The sequence below is a fragment of the Siphonobacter curvatus genome, assembly GCF_002943425.1.
Classification (GTDB): domain Bacteria; phylum Bacteroidota; class Bacteroidia; order Cytophagales; family Spirosomataceae; genus Siphonobacter; species Siphonobacter curvatus.
In genome coordinates this window covers 1,463,586-1,478,659 of sequence record NZ_PTRA01000001.1, presented here as the reverse complement: position 1 = coordinate 1,478,659, position 15,074 = coordinate 1,463,586, and the positions used below count along the sequence as shown (strand labels likewise).

Sequence of the window (15,074 nt, the reverse complement as noted above, 5' to 3'; positions counted from 1 at the left end):
CACCGTGCCTATAAACGAAAAAGGAGCCTCATGAGGCTCCTTTTTTTGTTGCATAGCCTGGGGCTAAACGGACAATTCTTCGGAGGAATGTAATTTCCGTAAATCCAACTCTCCCTCCCATTTAGATACGACTGCCGTAGCTACGGCATTCCCAATCACCGAGGTAGCAGAACGTCCCATGTCCAGAATCTGATCGATTCCCAGCAGTAGGGCCAAACCCTCGATGGGCAAATCAAACATCGTCATGGTTCCGGCAATGATCACCAGCGAAGCACGGGGAACGCCCGCAATTCCTTTGCTACTTAGCATTAGCGTAGCCAGCATCGTAAGTTGTTGAGCCGTCGATAAATCCTTCCCGTAGGCCTGGGCAATGAAAGCCGTAGCGAAAGTCATGTACATCATCGAACCGTCGAGATTGAAAGAATAGCCCAGTGGCAATACGAAGCTGATGATCTTTTCGGAACAACCGTATTTCTTCAAGGCTTCAATTGTCTGGGGCATGGAGGCTTCGGAACTAGCGGTACTGAAGGTCAGCAGAGCTGGATCTTTTACCAGACTTAATAGTTTAAAGTACGGGATCTTGTTTACGAGACAGATAATCCAGAGTACGATGAATACGAAGAAGGCCAGCCCCAGGAAGAAACTGAAGATCAGATACGCGTATCCGGCAAAAATGCCTAACCCTTCGGTAGCCACTACGGCTGCAATAGCCCCAAATACGCCGAATGGAGCAAAGTTCATGACGTAGGAAACAATCTTGAACATGACGTGTGAGACCGCATCCAGACCCTTCACAACGACTTTGCCCGCATCACCAATGGCGGCGGTTGCAATACCGAAGAAGATCGAGAATACCACAATTTGTAGAATCTCATTACCCGCCATCGACTCGATGATGCTCTGCGGGAAAATGTGGTACATGAACGATTCCAGGGAAAATTTCTTCGCTTCAATACCCGTATCGGTGCCGGTAGCCGGTAAAGGCAACTGCATGACTTTTCCGGGCTTGAGTACATTAACGACGGCCAGACCCGTCAGCAGAGAAAGAATAGTAGCAAACAGAAAGTAGCCCAACGTTTTTCCACCAATCCGGCCTACCATCTTAAAATCGCCGAGCTTAGCAATGCCTACCACCAGCATGGAAAAAACTAGTGGACCAATAATCATTTTAATCATCCGCAGAAAAACCTTGCTAATGATCTGCAGGTTTTTGCTCCAGGTAGCCAGGGTTTCCTGATCGGCTGGGCTGCCTGAATCGTAGGACATATGCACCACATATCCCACAATTACGCCTAACACTAAACCGATAAAAATTCGCCAGGTAATGGAAAGTTTCATAAAGAAAATTCAGGTAAAACAACGATGGAGTCTTCGCCCACTGGGTAAAGATAGCGGGTCCGATAGCCAGAATTTATCAGAGTAAACGGGTATTTTTCGCAAAAAGTACAAAAAAACTCGTCAAATAGAAGCCCTTTTTAGACCAATTCATTTGAAAGTTACCTACTTTCTCGTAGAATTGAGACGTGATTCCGGAGCACATCCTTCACTGCCAATAGTCGCCATTATATGCCTGCAAAACTACCACTGGAAGCTCAGCTGGAAGGTTTCTTTTTGCGAACCTTACCTACCATTCCCTTTAACGTTAAAGAAATTTTTGTACAGATTATGCCTTGGTTGGCCCTGATCAACGGCATTCTGGGGTTGGCTTCGCTCATTCCAACGTATCAGAACTCCTTTGCCCGTTCCTACGGGATGACCTCTTCGGTATACCTCGACGTGATTGGTAACATTATCGAATCAGTCCTGATGCTGATGGCGTTTAGTCCCCTTCGTAGCAACCGCCGCAAAGGCTGGAATTTTTTGTACTTCTCTGTACTGGTTGCCGTCACTTTTAGTGTTTTATCAGCTTTACTAAATATGCCCTGGGGTACGGGCGGCCTTATTTTTGCCGTCGTTTTCGCGGGTGTTGAACTCTGGATTCTCTTTCAAATTCGGGAACGTTACTACTAATTCACGCTCTTTTTGTGTAAGAAATCAGCCCCTGTTCACGTAGAATCAGGGGCTGATTTGCGTTTTAAGCCGTTTGTGTAGTTTTTGGCAACGAACCTTCTCCAATCGTGCAGTTTTGTAAGTATCCTTTGACCATGACAACGTTCCCTTGGGAATTGTATATCTTACATTCATTTCTCCGCTTGTCCATCAACTTACGATCCGAATGAGTCAACCCTTACTCGAAGCCCGTCATGTGGTAAAACGTTACGCGACCCATACGGCTCTCAACGATGTATCGCTTTCCATTCCACAAGGCTGCATTTTTGGTTTACTGGGTCCCAATGGAGCCGGTAAAACTTCACTCATCCGTATCATCAATCAGATCACGGCTCCCGATGAAGGCGAAATTCTGCTGCATGGTGAACCCCTGCAACCCAAACACATTGCCGACATTGGTTACCTGCCGGAGGAACGCGGCTTGTACAAGAAAATGAAGGTGGGTGATCAGCTCATTTACCTGGCCCGCCTGAAAGGTCTTTCGCAACGCGAAGCCACAGAACGACTCAAGCAATGGTTCATCAAGTTTGACATTCGCGACTGGTGGGATAAAAAGGTGGAAGACCTTTCGAAAGGGATGGCTCAGAAATGTCAGTTCATTGCTACCATCGTCCACGACCCAAAGTTGATTATCCTCGATGAACCTTTTTCGGGCTTCGATCCGATCAACGCCAACCTGCTCAAAGACGAAATTCTGGAACTAAAAGCGAAGGGAGCCACCATCATCTTCTCTACGCACCGCATGGAATCCGTGGAAGAGCTGTGTGATCAAATTGCTCTGATTAATCGTTCGCAGGTCGTGCTGAAGGGCGATAAACGAGCCATCAAGCGGCAATTCATGGATCAGACTTATACGATTGAATACGCGGGTTCACTGATCCTATCGGCGTATTATGAGCTGATCTCGTCCGCGGAAGTGGAACCCGGTGTGTACCGCTCGCAGGTTCGTATCTTACCGGGAGGGCACGTCAATGACTTACTGACCCAGTTGATTGCTCAGGTAGAACTCAAGCAATTCAGTGAGCATGTACCTTCCTTCAATGATATTTTTATTCAAGTCGTGGGTGAAACGCCAACCCAAGCCTTAATTCCTTAACCGATCCTGTTGCTATGAATAAGATTTTACTAATCCTCCAGCGAGAATACTTAACCCGCGTTCGGAAAAAGTCCTTCTGGATCACAACGCTACTTACTCCTATTCTGATTACGGCCATCTACGCCATTCCGGCCCTCCTGTTTTTTGCGGGTAGCGATCAGAAAACGGTTGAAATTATTGATGAATCGGGGCTGTTTCAGCAACGCTTCAAAAACGGAAAAGACTACCAGTTTGCTTTCAAAAAAACGCCCCTTACCAAAGCCAAAACTGATTTAAAAAGCAGCAAGGTTGCGGCTCTGGTATTCATTCCCCGCGACATCATTGATCATCCAAATGGCTTACAGATTTTCTCCGAAAAGAACGTGAGTCTGAGTCTGGAGAACGATATCGAAAGCATTGTTCAAACCGAAGTCCGTAACCAGCGACTCAAGCGGGCGGGTATTGACACCCAAGTCATTGAAGACAACCGGGTAAATGTCAACGCCGAAACCTATAGTCTGGAAGAAGGGGAAGAAAAATCCAGTCATGCGGGCGTAGCTATGGGTTTGGGCTATGTCGTATCCATCCTGCTGTATTTCATTGTCTTCATTTCAGGATCGCAGGTAATGAATGGGGTCATCGAAGAAAAGAGCAACCGGATTGTGGAAGTCATTGTCTCTTCGGTACGCCCTTCGGAACTCATGCTTGGAAAAATCCTGGGTGTGGGATTGGTCGGCTTAACGCAATTTTTACTGTGGATTGTACTGACGGTTTCGATTTCGAGCGTAACCTCTACCCTACTTAAATCCAAATTGGAAGCAAAAGCGAAAACCGAACTCAGCAGCAAGGCCAGTCAGCAACAGGTAGAAGCCGCCGTTAAACAAATGAGCGAAGCCGGTCCGGGCTCGAAAGTGATGGGCCTCATGGATTCCATGGGGACCCTGCCCTGGGTAAAAATTTTGAGTTTGTTTTTGTTCTATTACTTGGGAGGCTATTTGTTCTACAGCTCGCTGTTTGCGGCCGTAGGTTCGGCCGTCGAGAGCCCGCAGGAAGGGCAGCAGCTCATTTTTCCGGTTACCATTCCGCTCATCATCAGTATGATGCTCATGAACTTTGTCGTGAACGAACCCGACAGTAAAGTAGCTTTCTGGGCGTCCATTATTCCCTTTACCTCACCCATCAACATGATGGCCCGCGTACCGTTTGGGGTAGAATGGTGGGAATTGGGCCTATCGATGGTCTTACTGGTCGTTGGCTTTGTGTTTACCACCTGGCTGGCTTCGCGTATTTACCGGGTGGGTATTCTGATGTACGGGAAGAAAGTAACTCTGAAGGAGCTATCGAAATGGGTGTTTTATAAAGCTTAAACTGGTCTGCTTGGCGGGTCTTTCGTTCGTTATCTGAGGTTGTTACAGATGAATCTTTGACAATCCATCCGTTAAAGCGGTTAGCTAAGATCATCCTCATACAGGTACGAAATGTGCGTTTTCAATAAATATCTTTTTCGAAAAGGCTAAAGCCTGAAAAAGAATCCTAGCGGGTAAGGTCTTTACACTCTGCTGGTTACTGACCCGCAAATGTCGGTAAAAACCTTACTTCTCAAGGGAGCTTAACAGATTTTAACGCCTCCTACCCCCTGGGTCGGAGGCTTTTTGCTATTTTTGGCTGATCTTTTCCCTACAACCATCACCCGAATTAGATTATTTAGCATAAAACTACTTCATGAAAAATTTCCAGCGGATCAATAACCTACTGGGTTGGAGTGTCTTCGCCATTGCTTTATTCACCTACGCTATGACCGTCGAAGAGACGGCCAGTTTCTGGGATTGTGGTGAGTTCATTGCCTGTGCATTCAAATTACAAGTCCCGCACCCACCGGGAGCCCCCATCTTTTTGCTGATTGGCCGGATGTTCTCGCTGCTGGCCGGTAGCGATGTAACCCGGGTCGCCTACTGGGTAAACATGATGTCCGTACTGGCGAGTGCCTTTACGATTCTGTTCATGTTCTGGACGTTAACGATGCTGGGACGCAAAATCGTAGCGAAGTCGGCGGATACTCTTACGCTTGGCGAGTCTATTGGTGTACTGGGTGCCGGATTAGTCGGTTCATTGATTTATACCTTTAGCGATACGTTCTGGTTTTCCGCCGTGGAGGCCGAGGTATATGCCATGTCATCGTTCTTTACTGCTTTGGTATTCTGGGCGATGTATCGCTGGGAACTTATTGAAGATGAATCAAAAGCCAATCGCTGGATCATTTTAATTGCCTATCTGACGGGTCTTTCCATCGGTATTCACTTGCTGAACCTGGTAACCTTGCCCGCTCTGGCTTTGATCTACTATTTTAAAAAGAAGCAGAATCCGACGCTTATCGGCGGTATTGTGGCCTTGATCATTGGCGTAGTCATCCTGGGAATCATTAACGCCGGTATCATTCCGGGTATTCCCGCTATGGCCTTTTCGATCGAAAAACTCTTCGTTAACTCCTTCGGGCTGCCCTACAACTCGGGTGTTATTTTCTTCGTCATCGTGTTTTTCGGAGCCGTCATTTATGGGGTTTGGTTTGCTCAGAAAAAGAAGAATCCCGTGTTGAGTACGGCCTTGCTTTCGCTGGCTTTCGTACTGATTGGCTATCTCTCCTATACACAGGCTCTAGTACGAGCGAACTACAATCCACCCATCAATGAGAACAATCCTTCGGATGCCATCAACTACCTCAGCTACCTCCGTCGCGAGCAGTACGGTAGTCGCTCGTTGACGTACGGACCGCTCTTTACGGCTCGCGTTACAGACATTCGCCGTGGCGATCCGATGTACAAAATGGAAGGTGGTCAGTATAAAATTTATGACTACAAGCCCGAGTACGTTTGGGAAAAAGATCAGCAAATGGTATTGCCCCGTTTATGGTCGCAACAGCCGGGTCATGCTCAACTGTACGCCTCGATTCTGGGTCTGCCCCGTGATCCTAGCGATCAATCCCGGTACGTAAAACCTACGTTTGGGCAAAACATTGGCTATATGTTTAGCCGCCAGATGGGCTTCATGTACATGCGGTATTTCATGTGGAATTTCGCGGGCCGGGAGAGTGACTACGAATGGGCGGATTGGATGCCTCGTCCTAGTAATAAAGCGGCTCTGCCCGAAAGCATTAAGAATAATAAAGCCCACGATAATTTCTATTTCCTGCCGCTGATTCTGGGTCTGCTGGGCTTCTTTATCCAGTTCACCAAACGCGAAAAAGATTGGCTTGTCGTGGCGATCAGCTTCCTGATGACGGGTCTGGCACTGGTAGTATTCCTTAACTCCCCCCCTACCGAGCCCCGCGAACGGGATTACATTTACGTAGGTTCGTTCTATTTCTTTGCTCTCTGGGCGGGATTAGGCGTACTGGCCTTGCAGCAGTTTCTAAGTAGAGTTTCCAAGAACACGGTTACCGCCGGCGTACTCGCCAGCGTGCTTTCCTTGGGTGTACCCGTCATGATGGGTGCGAAGAGCTGGGATAATCACGACCGTTCCAACCGCTGGCACTCCGTAGACTTTGCCAAGAACATGCTAAGTTCCTGTGCTCCCAATGCCATTCTGTTCACGGGTGGGGACAATGATACGTTCCCGCTCTGGTACGTACAGGAGGTAGAAGGGTTCCGGACCGATGTTCGGGTATGTAACCTTTCACTGCTGGGTACAGACTGGTACATTGATCAGATGAAGCGGCAGACGTACGAATCGAAACCGCTTCCGATTTCACTGGAAATGGACAATTTCCGGACGGGTATTAACGATCAGATTCCGTTCTCGGAAAACCCGAACGTGAAGGACGGTATTGACCTTCAGGAGTACATTCAGTTGGTGAAGCAGAACAATCCCGCGATTCAGGTGCAAACAACCCTAGGACAGATGAACGTGCTGCCTTCCTCCGTCTTTTCGCTGAAACTGGATACGACGAAAATTCGTCAATCCGGCCTGGTTTCTAAAGAGTTCGAATCCTTACTGCCCGGCGATCGGATGAATTGGAGTTTCGGTCAGAACGACATCACGAAACCCGAACTGATTCAGCTCGACATCATTGCTCACAATAACTTTGAACGTCCGGTGTACTTCGCTTCTACACTGGGTTCGCAGAGTTACCTGGGTCTGAAGGAGTTTTTGCAACTCGAAGGATACGCCTACCGACTTATGCCCTTCAAGGTACCCGGTGCCCGCGATGGCTTTGTTAACTCCGATATCATGTACAAAAACATGATGACGAAAATGGCCTGGCGGGAAATGAACAATCCGAACGTGTACTACGACGAAACCTACCGGGGAGCCCCGACGGTATCGGCCCGGATTGCGTTCTACCGACTCGCTACGCAACTGATTCAGGAAGGCAAACTAGCTCAGGCGAAAACAGTACTGAATCGCTGCCTGGAAGCCATTCCGGATAAAGCCATTCCCTACGATCAGATTTCAGTAAGTTTCATCGGACCACTGATTTCCGTAGGCGAAAAAGCGAAAGCTTTGCAAATGGCGGAACTGATCATGAAACGATCCGACGAAAACCTGAACTACTACATTGAATCCAATGGCGACAGTCAGGATATTCGGGTAAACCTGTATCAGATGAATCTGGTTGTCCAGCAATTGCACGATGCCAAACTCGAAGCAGAGGCTAACAAATACGAAGCCATTTTCAACCGTCAGTATCAACGTTTGGGCAATCGCCTCGACGATGGTAGCGGAGCTGAATAAACGTTTCATGCGTAACGAAAAGCCCGTCCTTCTAGACGGGCTTTTTTGTGTTCTGACTTGACCTAACGGTACAAAATCAAGGCTTCGTTTTCTTATCAAATCTCAATCTAATCGCCTTCAAACCAAGTTTTTACGAAAAAGTACCTGTAATTAATGAAGGGGTTCACCCGTAAATACACTCACAATCTGGTCAACATTTTCAAACAAGGATTGGGGAAATGGAATTTTCTAGTTATCTTAGAATGTTCCTTAACATGAAAACCAATAGACGTACCCAACTTTAGTATAGTATTGATTCGTACACCAAAGCTTGCTTTGTTACGCATCAAACCGGGATTACGTTTGCCATTACACCCGTTGCCTTATGATGGAACAACCTGAATTCGACGACCGCCCGGAAGCCACCCATGACTCTGTGAAGCGATTCGAAAAAATGTTGCAGAACCGGGAGGATTCGTTCTTCGATCTGGATACGTATGAACAAATCGTCGAACATTATTTAGAAGAGGGAAAATTAGAAGATGCTTTAAAAGCCTGCGAATACGGTTTATCTCAGTATCCTTACTCGTTGGAATTGATGCTGAATCAGGCCCAGATTATGGCCAATTTTCAACGGTACGACGAAGCCTTGGATTTGCTCGAACGTGCCGCCCTTTTCAATCCCCACGACTTAGATATTTTTTACTTACGCAGCACAGTCTATGGGCTCATCGGCGACTATGAGCATGCCATCGAAATGCTCAAGGAAGTCCTCGATTATGCCGAGGAAAAAGATGAAGTGCATTACCACCTGGGACTAGCTTACCAGCAGTGGGGAAAATTTGAAGAAGCCATTGAGCATTATCAGCAAGCCGTACATGGCGATCTGAGCAATGAAAATGCTCTGTATGAGCTGGCAAACTGCCTGGATCAGTTGGGCAAGCTCGAAGAGAGTCTGCCGTATTACTTGGCTTTTACCGATCGTGATCCTTCTTCGTATAATGCCTGGTACAACCTGGGTATCGCCTATTCAAAGCTTGAACGCTACGATGAAGCTGCTGAAGCCTATGAGTATGCCACGTACCTGAAGAAGAATTTCGCGTCGGCGTACTACAATCTCGGTAATACGTACATGAATCTGGAGCGGTATCAGGAAGCTCAGGAGGCGTACGAAAAAACGCTTACGTGCGAAGAACCGACCCCGGAGACGATCTGCTGCTTGGCGGCCAGTCTGGAAAAACAGCTGAATTACGAAGAGGCCATCAAACATTACAAGGAATCCATTCAGCTCGACCCGCTTTGGGACGAAGGCTGGTACGGCGTCGGTGTATGTTTGTACGAAATGAACAAGTGGTTTCAGGCGCTGCATTTTTTGCGAAAAGCTTTAAACCTGAACAAAAAAAATGCGGATTACTGGCTGGCCGTTGCTGAAACCGAACAGCGTATCGGCAATGCCATTTCCTCTGAAGAAGCGTACCGGGCTGGCGTAGAAGTAGCCCCCGAAGACGTAGAGATCTGGGTAAAATGGTCGATTCTGTATTACGAACAGGGCGATTTTGAACGAGCAACTGACATCATCATGCAAGCTCTGGATGAATGCCCCGATGAAGCAGAATTATACTACCAGCTTACAGTTTACCTGATTCACGCCGGTAAATTCCGGGAAGCCTTCTTATACCTGGAAACGGCCCTGACGCTCAATTACGACATGCACATTATGTTGTTTGAGTACTTCACGAATCTAGAAACCCAGAAAGCATTGTTCAAGATTATTGAGCAGTATAAAAAAGAATAAGCTTCTGGTTTGTACTAAAAAAGACCCGGCCAACAACCGGGTCTTTTTTATGGAATTTCTGGACAGAGTAACTCCTATTCGATCCCTGTGTAGCGTGAAAACCAGGCTAATTACAAAAGGCCAAGCGTCTATGGCTCCGCTCATACTACCAAGCCAGTATTTTGACTTCTGCTCTGATCTAACTCCAATCGACTCAAAATAGACAAAATATACACACATATTATTCGATAATTCCTCTGGTTTGATTATTTTATATAACCAAAAGTCAATATATTTACACAAACATCAGAGCTATGAATTTTAATCGAGCGAGCGAAAAGTTGCAAATTTTAGCCGATGCTGCCAAGTATGACGTATCCTGTGCGTCGAGCGGCGGGAATCGAAAAAATACCAACAAAGGATTGGGGGACAGTAAGGCCAATGGCATTTGTCATAGCTTTACGGAAGATGGCCGCTGCGTTTCGCTGCTCAAAATTCTCCTGACCAATCACTGTATTTACGACTGTGCCTTCTGCGTTTCCCGGAAAAGCAATGACATTCAGCGGGCAGCCTTTACGGTAGAGGAAGTCGTAGAACTCACCATTAATTTTTACCGCAGAAACTACATTGAAGGCCTTTTCCTGAGTTCGGGTATTTTTAAAAATGCTGACTATACCATGGAACGCCTGCTGCGGATTGTAAAGAAGCTCCGACTAGAAGAACGTTTTAATGGGTACATTCACCTGAAAACGATTCCCGGAGCCAGTGAAGAACTAATTCAGGAAGCCGGTCTGTACGCTGATCGGATGAGTATTAACCTGGAGATGCCCACGGAAGCGGGTTTGAAAACGGTAGCTCCCGAGAAAAGCCACGAAGACGTTAAGAAACCCCTTCATTTCGTCAACCAGCACATTCAGGCGTATAATAGCGACCGAAAACTCATTCTTTCGACGCCCAAATTTGTACCCGCGGGTCAGAGTACGCAGATGGTCGTTGGAGCTACGCCCGAGTCAGACCTGGAAATTATGGCTACGGCCGATCAGTTCTACAAAGCCTATAATTTGAAGCGGGTCTATTACTCTGGCTACGTCCCCATTCGGCAAGATTCGCTGTTACCAAGTATTGGAACGCCTCCACCCATGATACGCGAAAACCGACTTTATCAGACCGACTGGCTCATGCGGTTTTATGGCTTTCGTGTGAATGAAATTCTCGATGATACGCATCCCAATCTTGATCCGGAGATTGATCCTAAACTAAGCTGGGCTCTTCGCAATCTGCATTTATTTCCGATCGACATTAACACTGCGGATTATCAGCTTATTCTGCGGGTACCGGGCATTGGTGTCGGCTCGGCTAAAAAGATTGTAGCGGCTCGACAGTTCGGTAAGCTCCGGACGTATCAACTACAGAACCTGGGCATTGCCTACAACCGAGCTAAGTACTTTGTTCGGTGTGCGGACTCGCCCTTTGCTTCTAAAGACTGGCAAGCGTCCCAGATCAGGCATTTTATTCTTTCCTCAAGTCAGAATAAACGGCAGTCTCCCCAGCAGCTAACTCTTTTCTAAATGGAGATTTACGTATTCGACGACACTTTCGAAGGTTTTCTGACGCTGATCTTCGACTGGTATAATCGAAAGCCGGGTTCTATTACCGTTAGTTCAGCTAAACACTATCACCCACAGGCGTTTAGCCAAACGTATTTCATCGTCACAGATCCAGAAAAAGCTATGCGGGTCGCTACGGGCCTTCGGAAGCGATTGTCTAAAGAAGCCTGGCGAGCCGTCTATTGCACCTTCTTATCGGAACGTCTTGAGGCATACGAGCACCTGTTTGGGTTTGCAGTCTACGTATTTAGTGACGTATCTCAGGCCGAAAGTAATTATGGCAACGAGCACGTGCTTTTTGTTCATCAGATGGCTCGTAAAGTCGAACGGGAGAAACATCACTTGGAAGCTTTTGTACGCTTTCAACAGACGCAAGACGGTATGTATTACGCTCCTATCGAGCCAAAATATAATGTTTTGCCTCTTATTGCTGGACATTTCCGAGGCCGTTACGCCGATCAGTCCTGGGTAATTTATGATCACGTACGCAAATATGGCTTGTATTATGATCTGCAGCGTCTACAGCTTATTACGCTGGATTTTCAGCGGAGCCATAACTTCGATACACCGGCTCGTATTTCAGAAGATCATCATGAAGAAATGTATCAATTACTCTGGAAAGATTACTTCAAGAGTGCTAATATCCCGGCTCGCCGCAATTTGAAACTTCACGTCCGAAACTTACCCCGCCGTTTTTGGAAATATCTAACTGAGAAACAAGTACTAGACTAGTGGGGCCACTGCCACTTACTAACTTCCGCACGTATATTTAATCCGCTGTAAATCGAATTTTTAGAAAAATCTTATCTTGCCAACGGGAAACACATTACCTCTTTTCTAGTTATTATCATTAACCCAATCTTTAATCTAAGCATATCTTTCCAAAGAAACCATTTAGTATTCTTATGGATTTAGAAAAAACGTCGTATTCTTCCCAGAAAACGTTGGTATACGTCGTTTGTGGCGTCTTACTTTTCCTCTATCTTTTTTTGCAATATTATTTTATTTCTCCTATTCCATTCGGCGATGATTTGCCCAGTATTTACCGGTTTTTATTACATCTAGAACACACGAATTCTTTCAGCGAAAAACTTAAATTAATAGTTACAAATGGATTTGTAGAACATAAACTTCTGTTTTCTAACCTGTTCGTTACTTCCTTATACGCACTTATTGGAAAAATATCATTGCCCTTATTTGCCTTGGGAGCGGGACTAGTTTGGTGTAGCATTTTCTTTTTTTATAAGTACTGGCTTCAATCTATCCCGGTAGCTCAGTATTGGTTGATTGCGATTACGCTGGTACTCGTATCCTTTGCTCCGTATCAGGCAATATTCTGGACCATGGCAGCGTTACAGCATTTTTCTGTTACGTTCCTGTGCTTTCTAACCATCTATTTTCTTTGTAAGCCTTCAAGGCAGAATCTAAGATTTTTCCTACTGGCTACGTTCAGTGGCTTTATTTGTACGTTTTCTTCCGGCAACGGAATGGCTGTTTGGCCCGCGGGTTTTTTGGCTCTGCTCCTAAGGAGGGAGATCAAATTTACACTGGGATGGATACTCAGTTCGGTAGCTGGTATTGGATCTTATCTTTATAGCATTGCTCTAAACGAAACACCGTCGGGTAGCAAGCTATCGCATGTATTCGAGGCGTTGTTTGTTAAAATAATCAATTTCATTGCGGGGCTAGCCGGAGCATCCCATTTCAAAAACGAATTTCTGGATTTTTCGGATGGCGAGTTCCCTATTACTCTTACTTACTTTTCGATCTACTTAGGTCTCCTGCTGCTACTTTTGTTTTCCTTAGCCCTTATCGAGGCCTACCGAAACAAAAATCGGGGCCTAATTGCGATTATTTCCGTATCCGCTTTCATCGTTATTACTTTCGCTTTTGTGGCCTTTGGCAGGTCTTCTTCACAGGAATTATTCGTCGTATTTAAGAGCCGTTACTATACCTATTCGGTTATTGCCATTGCCAATGGTTTGTTCTGTCTGGCCTATCTGACCCGGCAACTACGGTATCAAAAAGCTATTCTGTACGTAAGCCTGGCGTATAGTACCTTTTTCTGGGGATGCTGGCATTTTAATTCCTATACAAACCTTCTGAATCAGCGAAATATCCTAGATCTCGGGTATCTGAATTTCACGAAAACCGGACAGTGGATCTGCTACCAGCCGACCTTCTTTTACGAGCGATTTTACAATACGTTTTTTTCCGAAAACCAAGATACTCTCGTACAGTTACCTTCTACGGACCTGCACACCGCGTTTCGAAATAAGCGAGTGACGGATGTGGGCTTTTTTCCCTGTTCAAACGTAGGAATGGACCTGGTGCCTAAGGTAGGCTTTGTGAATGTACGGCTCTATAACGGGGAAGCTCCGGCCATCTTCAACCGGAAAGAGGGCTATGCTATTGCCATGGTTTCGAAAAGGGATACATTCTTACTGTACACGACTCTTTTACGAAATTCAGTCAAAAAGTTTTTAACTACGGGGCAACTTACTCGCAAAGGATACAATCTTGATAGCCACATACGCCGCGAGAATTTCCCCAAAGGTTCGTATGAGCTACATCAGTTTTATTTTAGGGGAAAAGAGGGCTTCTATAATCCCAAAAATGAAGGCACGATTACGCTTTAAATTCAGACTGGCAATGCATCCAGTAATTGTTTTGTATGAATATCACGGGCACATTTAAAGTGGCCCTGCGGACAGGACTTATACCCGTGAATACCACAGGGTCGACACGCCAGAAGTTCCTGTACTTCGATGACTTGCGATTGATCCGATAGAGGGCCAAATCCAAACGTTGGTACGGTTGAACAAAAGATTGCCGCTGTTGGAGCGTTCACCGCCGAACACAAATGCATAGGTCCCGAATCGTTCACGTAGTTCATCTCAGCTCCCTGCATTAAAGCAGCGGATTCCAGCAGACTAAGCGTACCAGCCAAATTCTGTACCTGACTGCGGCCGGCGGCCTGCCGAATACGTTCGGTCAAATCCTTATCGCCTGGTCCGCCTAACAAGTACACGTGAAAAGAAGCCGGTAATTGCTGGATCAGATCAACCCACTTTTCTTCGGGATACTGTTTAGTAAACCATACCGACGAGGGAGCTAAACAGACGTAAGGCGTTTGGGGCGGAAAGCTAAGTTTCGGTGGATAAAGCCGGGGACGAAATACGCGTTCATCCGTAAACCACGCCACTAAATCAGTATTACGTTCCACTTCGTGCGGCCCATCGAATCGGTGTTGGATCTTGCGGGTAAAGAGAAAACTGAATGGATTTTTGTTGAAACCCACCGTCGTTTCGGCTCCAGAAAAAGCGGTTAGAAAGCCCGTCGTAGCAAATCGCTGTACATTGATAACGTACGTATACTGCCGTGCACGGATGTGACGCAGTAACTTCCAAAGACTCGCGTATTTGCCTTCTTTTTTATCCCAAATCAGGGTTTCGTGCAAATACGGGTGGTTTTTCAGTAAACTTTCATTACCCCGCCGTACCAGAAAATCAATTTCAGCCTGTGGGTAATGATGGTGAAGCTTTTCGAGTAAAGATGTCGCCAGAATGGCGTCCCCAATAAAAGCCGTTTGAATAACCAGAATCTTCATCAAGCAAAGGTCGCGAAGAAAATGGCAAAGCCGATACCTGTATAGCGGATTTTCGGTTTCTGCACCTCTGATGCTCTATCCTTAGTTTTTGATTTCCAACTGCTTAGGATTTCCGTATTATATTTGCAGAAGAAATACATTTTACCTAAATTTTAATCCGTTCAGGACCTGAATGCACTAAAAATTTCCGGTTGTCCGAACGGATTTTAAAAAAGTTCTATTAACATTTTGCTGCATTGTCCGTTACTTTTG

General features: G+C 46.1%; 10 protein-coding genes. 8 read left to right on the top strand and 2 right to left on the bottom strand.

Going from position 1 to position 15,074, the window contains the following annotated elements:
* Nucleotides 1–63 precede the first annotated feature (63 nt).
* Nucleotides 64–1,338, bottom strand: a complete 1,275-nt coding sequence (locus C5O19_RS05960) for a dicarboxylate/amino acid:cation symporter (protein WP_104710518.1) — start codon at nt 1,336–1,338, stop codon at nt 64–66.
* A gap of 228 nt (nt 1,339–1,566) precedes the next feature.
* On the opposite strand from C5O19_RS05960, the gene C5O19_RS05955 reads away from it, so the two are divergent.
* The 8 genes from C5O19_RS05955 to C5O19_RS05920 all read left to right on the top strand — a co-directional run bounded on the left by C5O19_RS05955 (nt 1,567) and on the right by C5O19_RS05920 (nt 13,851).
* The gene (locus tag C5O19_RS05955) at nt 1,567–2,010 is read left to right on the top strand and encodes a hypothetical protein (protein WP_104710516.1); all 444 of its coding nucleotides are present in this window, start codon (nt 1,567–1,569) and stop codon (nt 2,008–2,010) included.
* Nucleotides 2,011–2,215: 205 nt separating this feature from the next.
* On the top strand, nt 2,216–3,145 hold the full coding sequence (locus C5O19_RS05950) for an ABC transporter ATP-binding protein (protein WP_104710515.1): 930 nt from the start codon (nt 2,216–2,218) through the stop codon (nt 3,143–3,145).
* Nucleotides 3,146–3,159: 14 nt separating this feature from the next.
* Nucleotides 3,160–4,491 carry an ABC transporter permease gene (locus C5O19_RS05945; protein ID WP_104710513.1) on the top strand — a complete coding sequence of 444 codons (1,332 nt, stop codon included), beginning with the start codon at nt 3,160–3,162 and terminating at the stop codon, nt 4,489–4,491.
* A gap of 355 nt (nt 4,492–4,846) precedes the next feature.
* The gene (locus C5O19_RS05940) at nt 4,847–7,852 is read left to right on the top strand and encodes a glycosyltransferase family 117 protein (protein ID WP_104710511.1); all 3,006 of its coding nucleotides are present in this window, start codon (nt 4,847–4,849) and stop codon (nt 7,850–7,852) included.
* A gap of 364 nt (nt 7,853–8,216) precedes the next feature.
* On the top strand, nt 8,217–9,626 hold the full coding sequence (locus C5O19_RS05935) for a tetratricopeptide repeat protein (RefSeq protein WP_317046478.1): 1,410 nt from the start codon (nt 8,217–8,219) through the stop codon (nt 9,624–9,626).
* A 293-nt stretch (nt 9,627–9,919) separates the two neighbouring features.
* Nucleotides 9,920–11,173, top strand: a complete 1,254-nt coding sequence (locus tag C5O19_RS05930; protein WP_104710509.1) for a putative DNA modification/repair radical SAM protein — start codon at nt 9,920–9,922, stop codon at nt 11,171–11,173.
* The gene (locus C5O19_RS05925; RefSeq protein WP_104710507.1) at nt 11,174–11,944 is read left to right on the top strand and encodes a TIGR03915 family putative DNA repair protein; all 771 of its coding nucleotides are present in this window, start codon (nt 11,174–11,176) and stop codon (nt 11,942–11,944) included.
* A gap of 755 nt (nt 11,945–12,699) precedes the next feature.
* Nucleotides 12,700–13,851, top strand: coding sequence for a hypothetical protein (locus C5O19_RS05920; RefSeq protein WP_165795946.1), 1,152 nt, complete (start codon nt 12,700–12,702; stop codon nt 13,849–13,851).
* 2 nt (nt 13,852–13,853) lie between these two features.
* On the opposite strand, the gene C5O19_RS05915 is transcribed toward C5O19_RS05920, so the two are convergent.
* Nucleotides 13,854–14,822 (bottom strand): glycosyltransferase family 9 protein, encoded by a 969-nt coding sequence (locus tag C5O19_RS05915; RefSeq protein ID WP_104710503.1) that lies wholly within the window; start codon nt 14,820–14,822, stop codon nt 13,854–13,856.
* Nucleotides 14,823–15,074: the final 252 nt, after the last annotated feature.

Coding starts and splice junctions, on each gene's coding strand:
- C5O19_RS05960 (WP_104710518.1), bottom strand. CDS start 1,338: ATGAAACTTTCCATTACCTGGCGAATTTTTATCGGTTTAGTGTTAGGC.
- C5O19_RS05955 (WP_104710516.1), top strand. CDS start 1,567: ATGCCTGCAAAACTACCACTGGAAGCTCAGCTGGAAGGTTTCTTTTTG.
- C5O19_RS05950 (WP_104710515.1), top strand. CDS start 2,216: ATGAGTCAACCCTTACTCGAAGCCCGTCATGTGGTAAAACGTTACGCG.
- C5O19_RS05945 (WP_104710513.1), top strand. CDS start 3,160: ATGAATAAGATTTTACTAATCCTCCAGCGAGAATACTTAACCCGCGTT.
- C5O19_RS05940 (WP_104710511.1), top strand. CDS start 4,847: ATGAAAAATTTCCAGCGGATCAATAACCTACTGGGTTGGAGTGTCTTC.
- C5O19_RS05935 (WP_317046478.1), top strand. CDS start 8,217: ATGATGGAACAACCTGAATTCGACGACCGCCCGGAAGCCACCCATGAC.
- C5O19_RS05930 (WP_104710509.1), top strand. CDS start 9,920: ATGAATTTTAATCGAGCGAGCGAAAAGTTGCAAATTTTAGCCGATGCT.
- C5O19_RS05925 (WP_104710507.1), top strand. CDS start 11,174: ATGGAGATTTACGTATTCGACGACACTTTCGAAGGTTTTCTGACGCTG.
- C5O19_RS05920 (WP_165795946.1), top strand. CDS start 12,700: ATGGCTGTTTGGCCCGCGGGTTTTTTGGCTCTGCTCCTAAGGAGGGAG.
- C5O19_RS05915 (WP_104710503.1), bottom strand. CDS start 14,822: ATGAAGATTCTGGTTATTCAAACGGCTTTTATTGGGGACGCCATTCTG.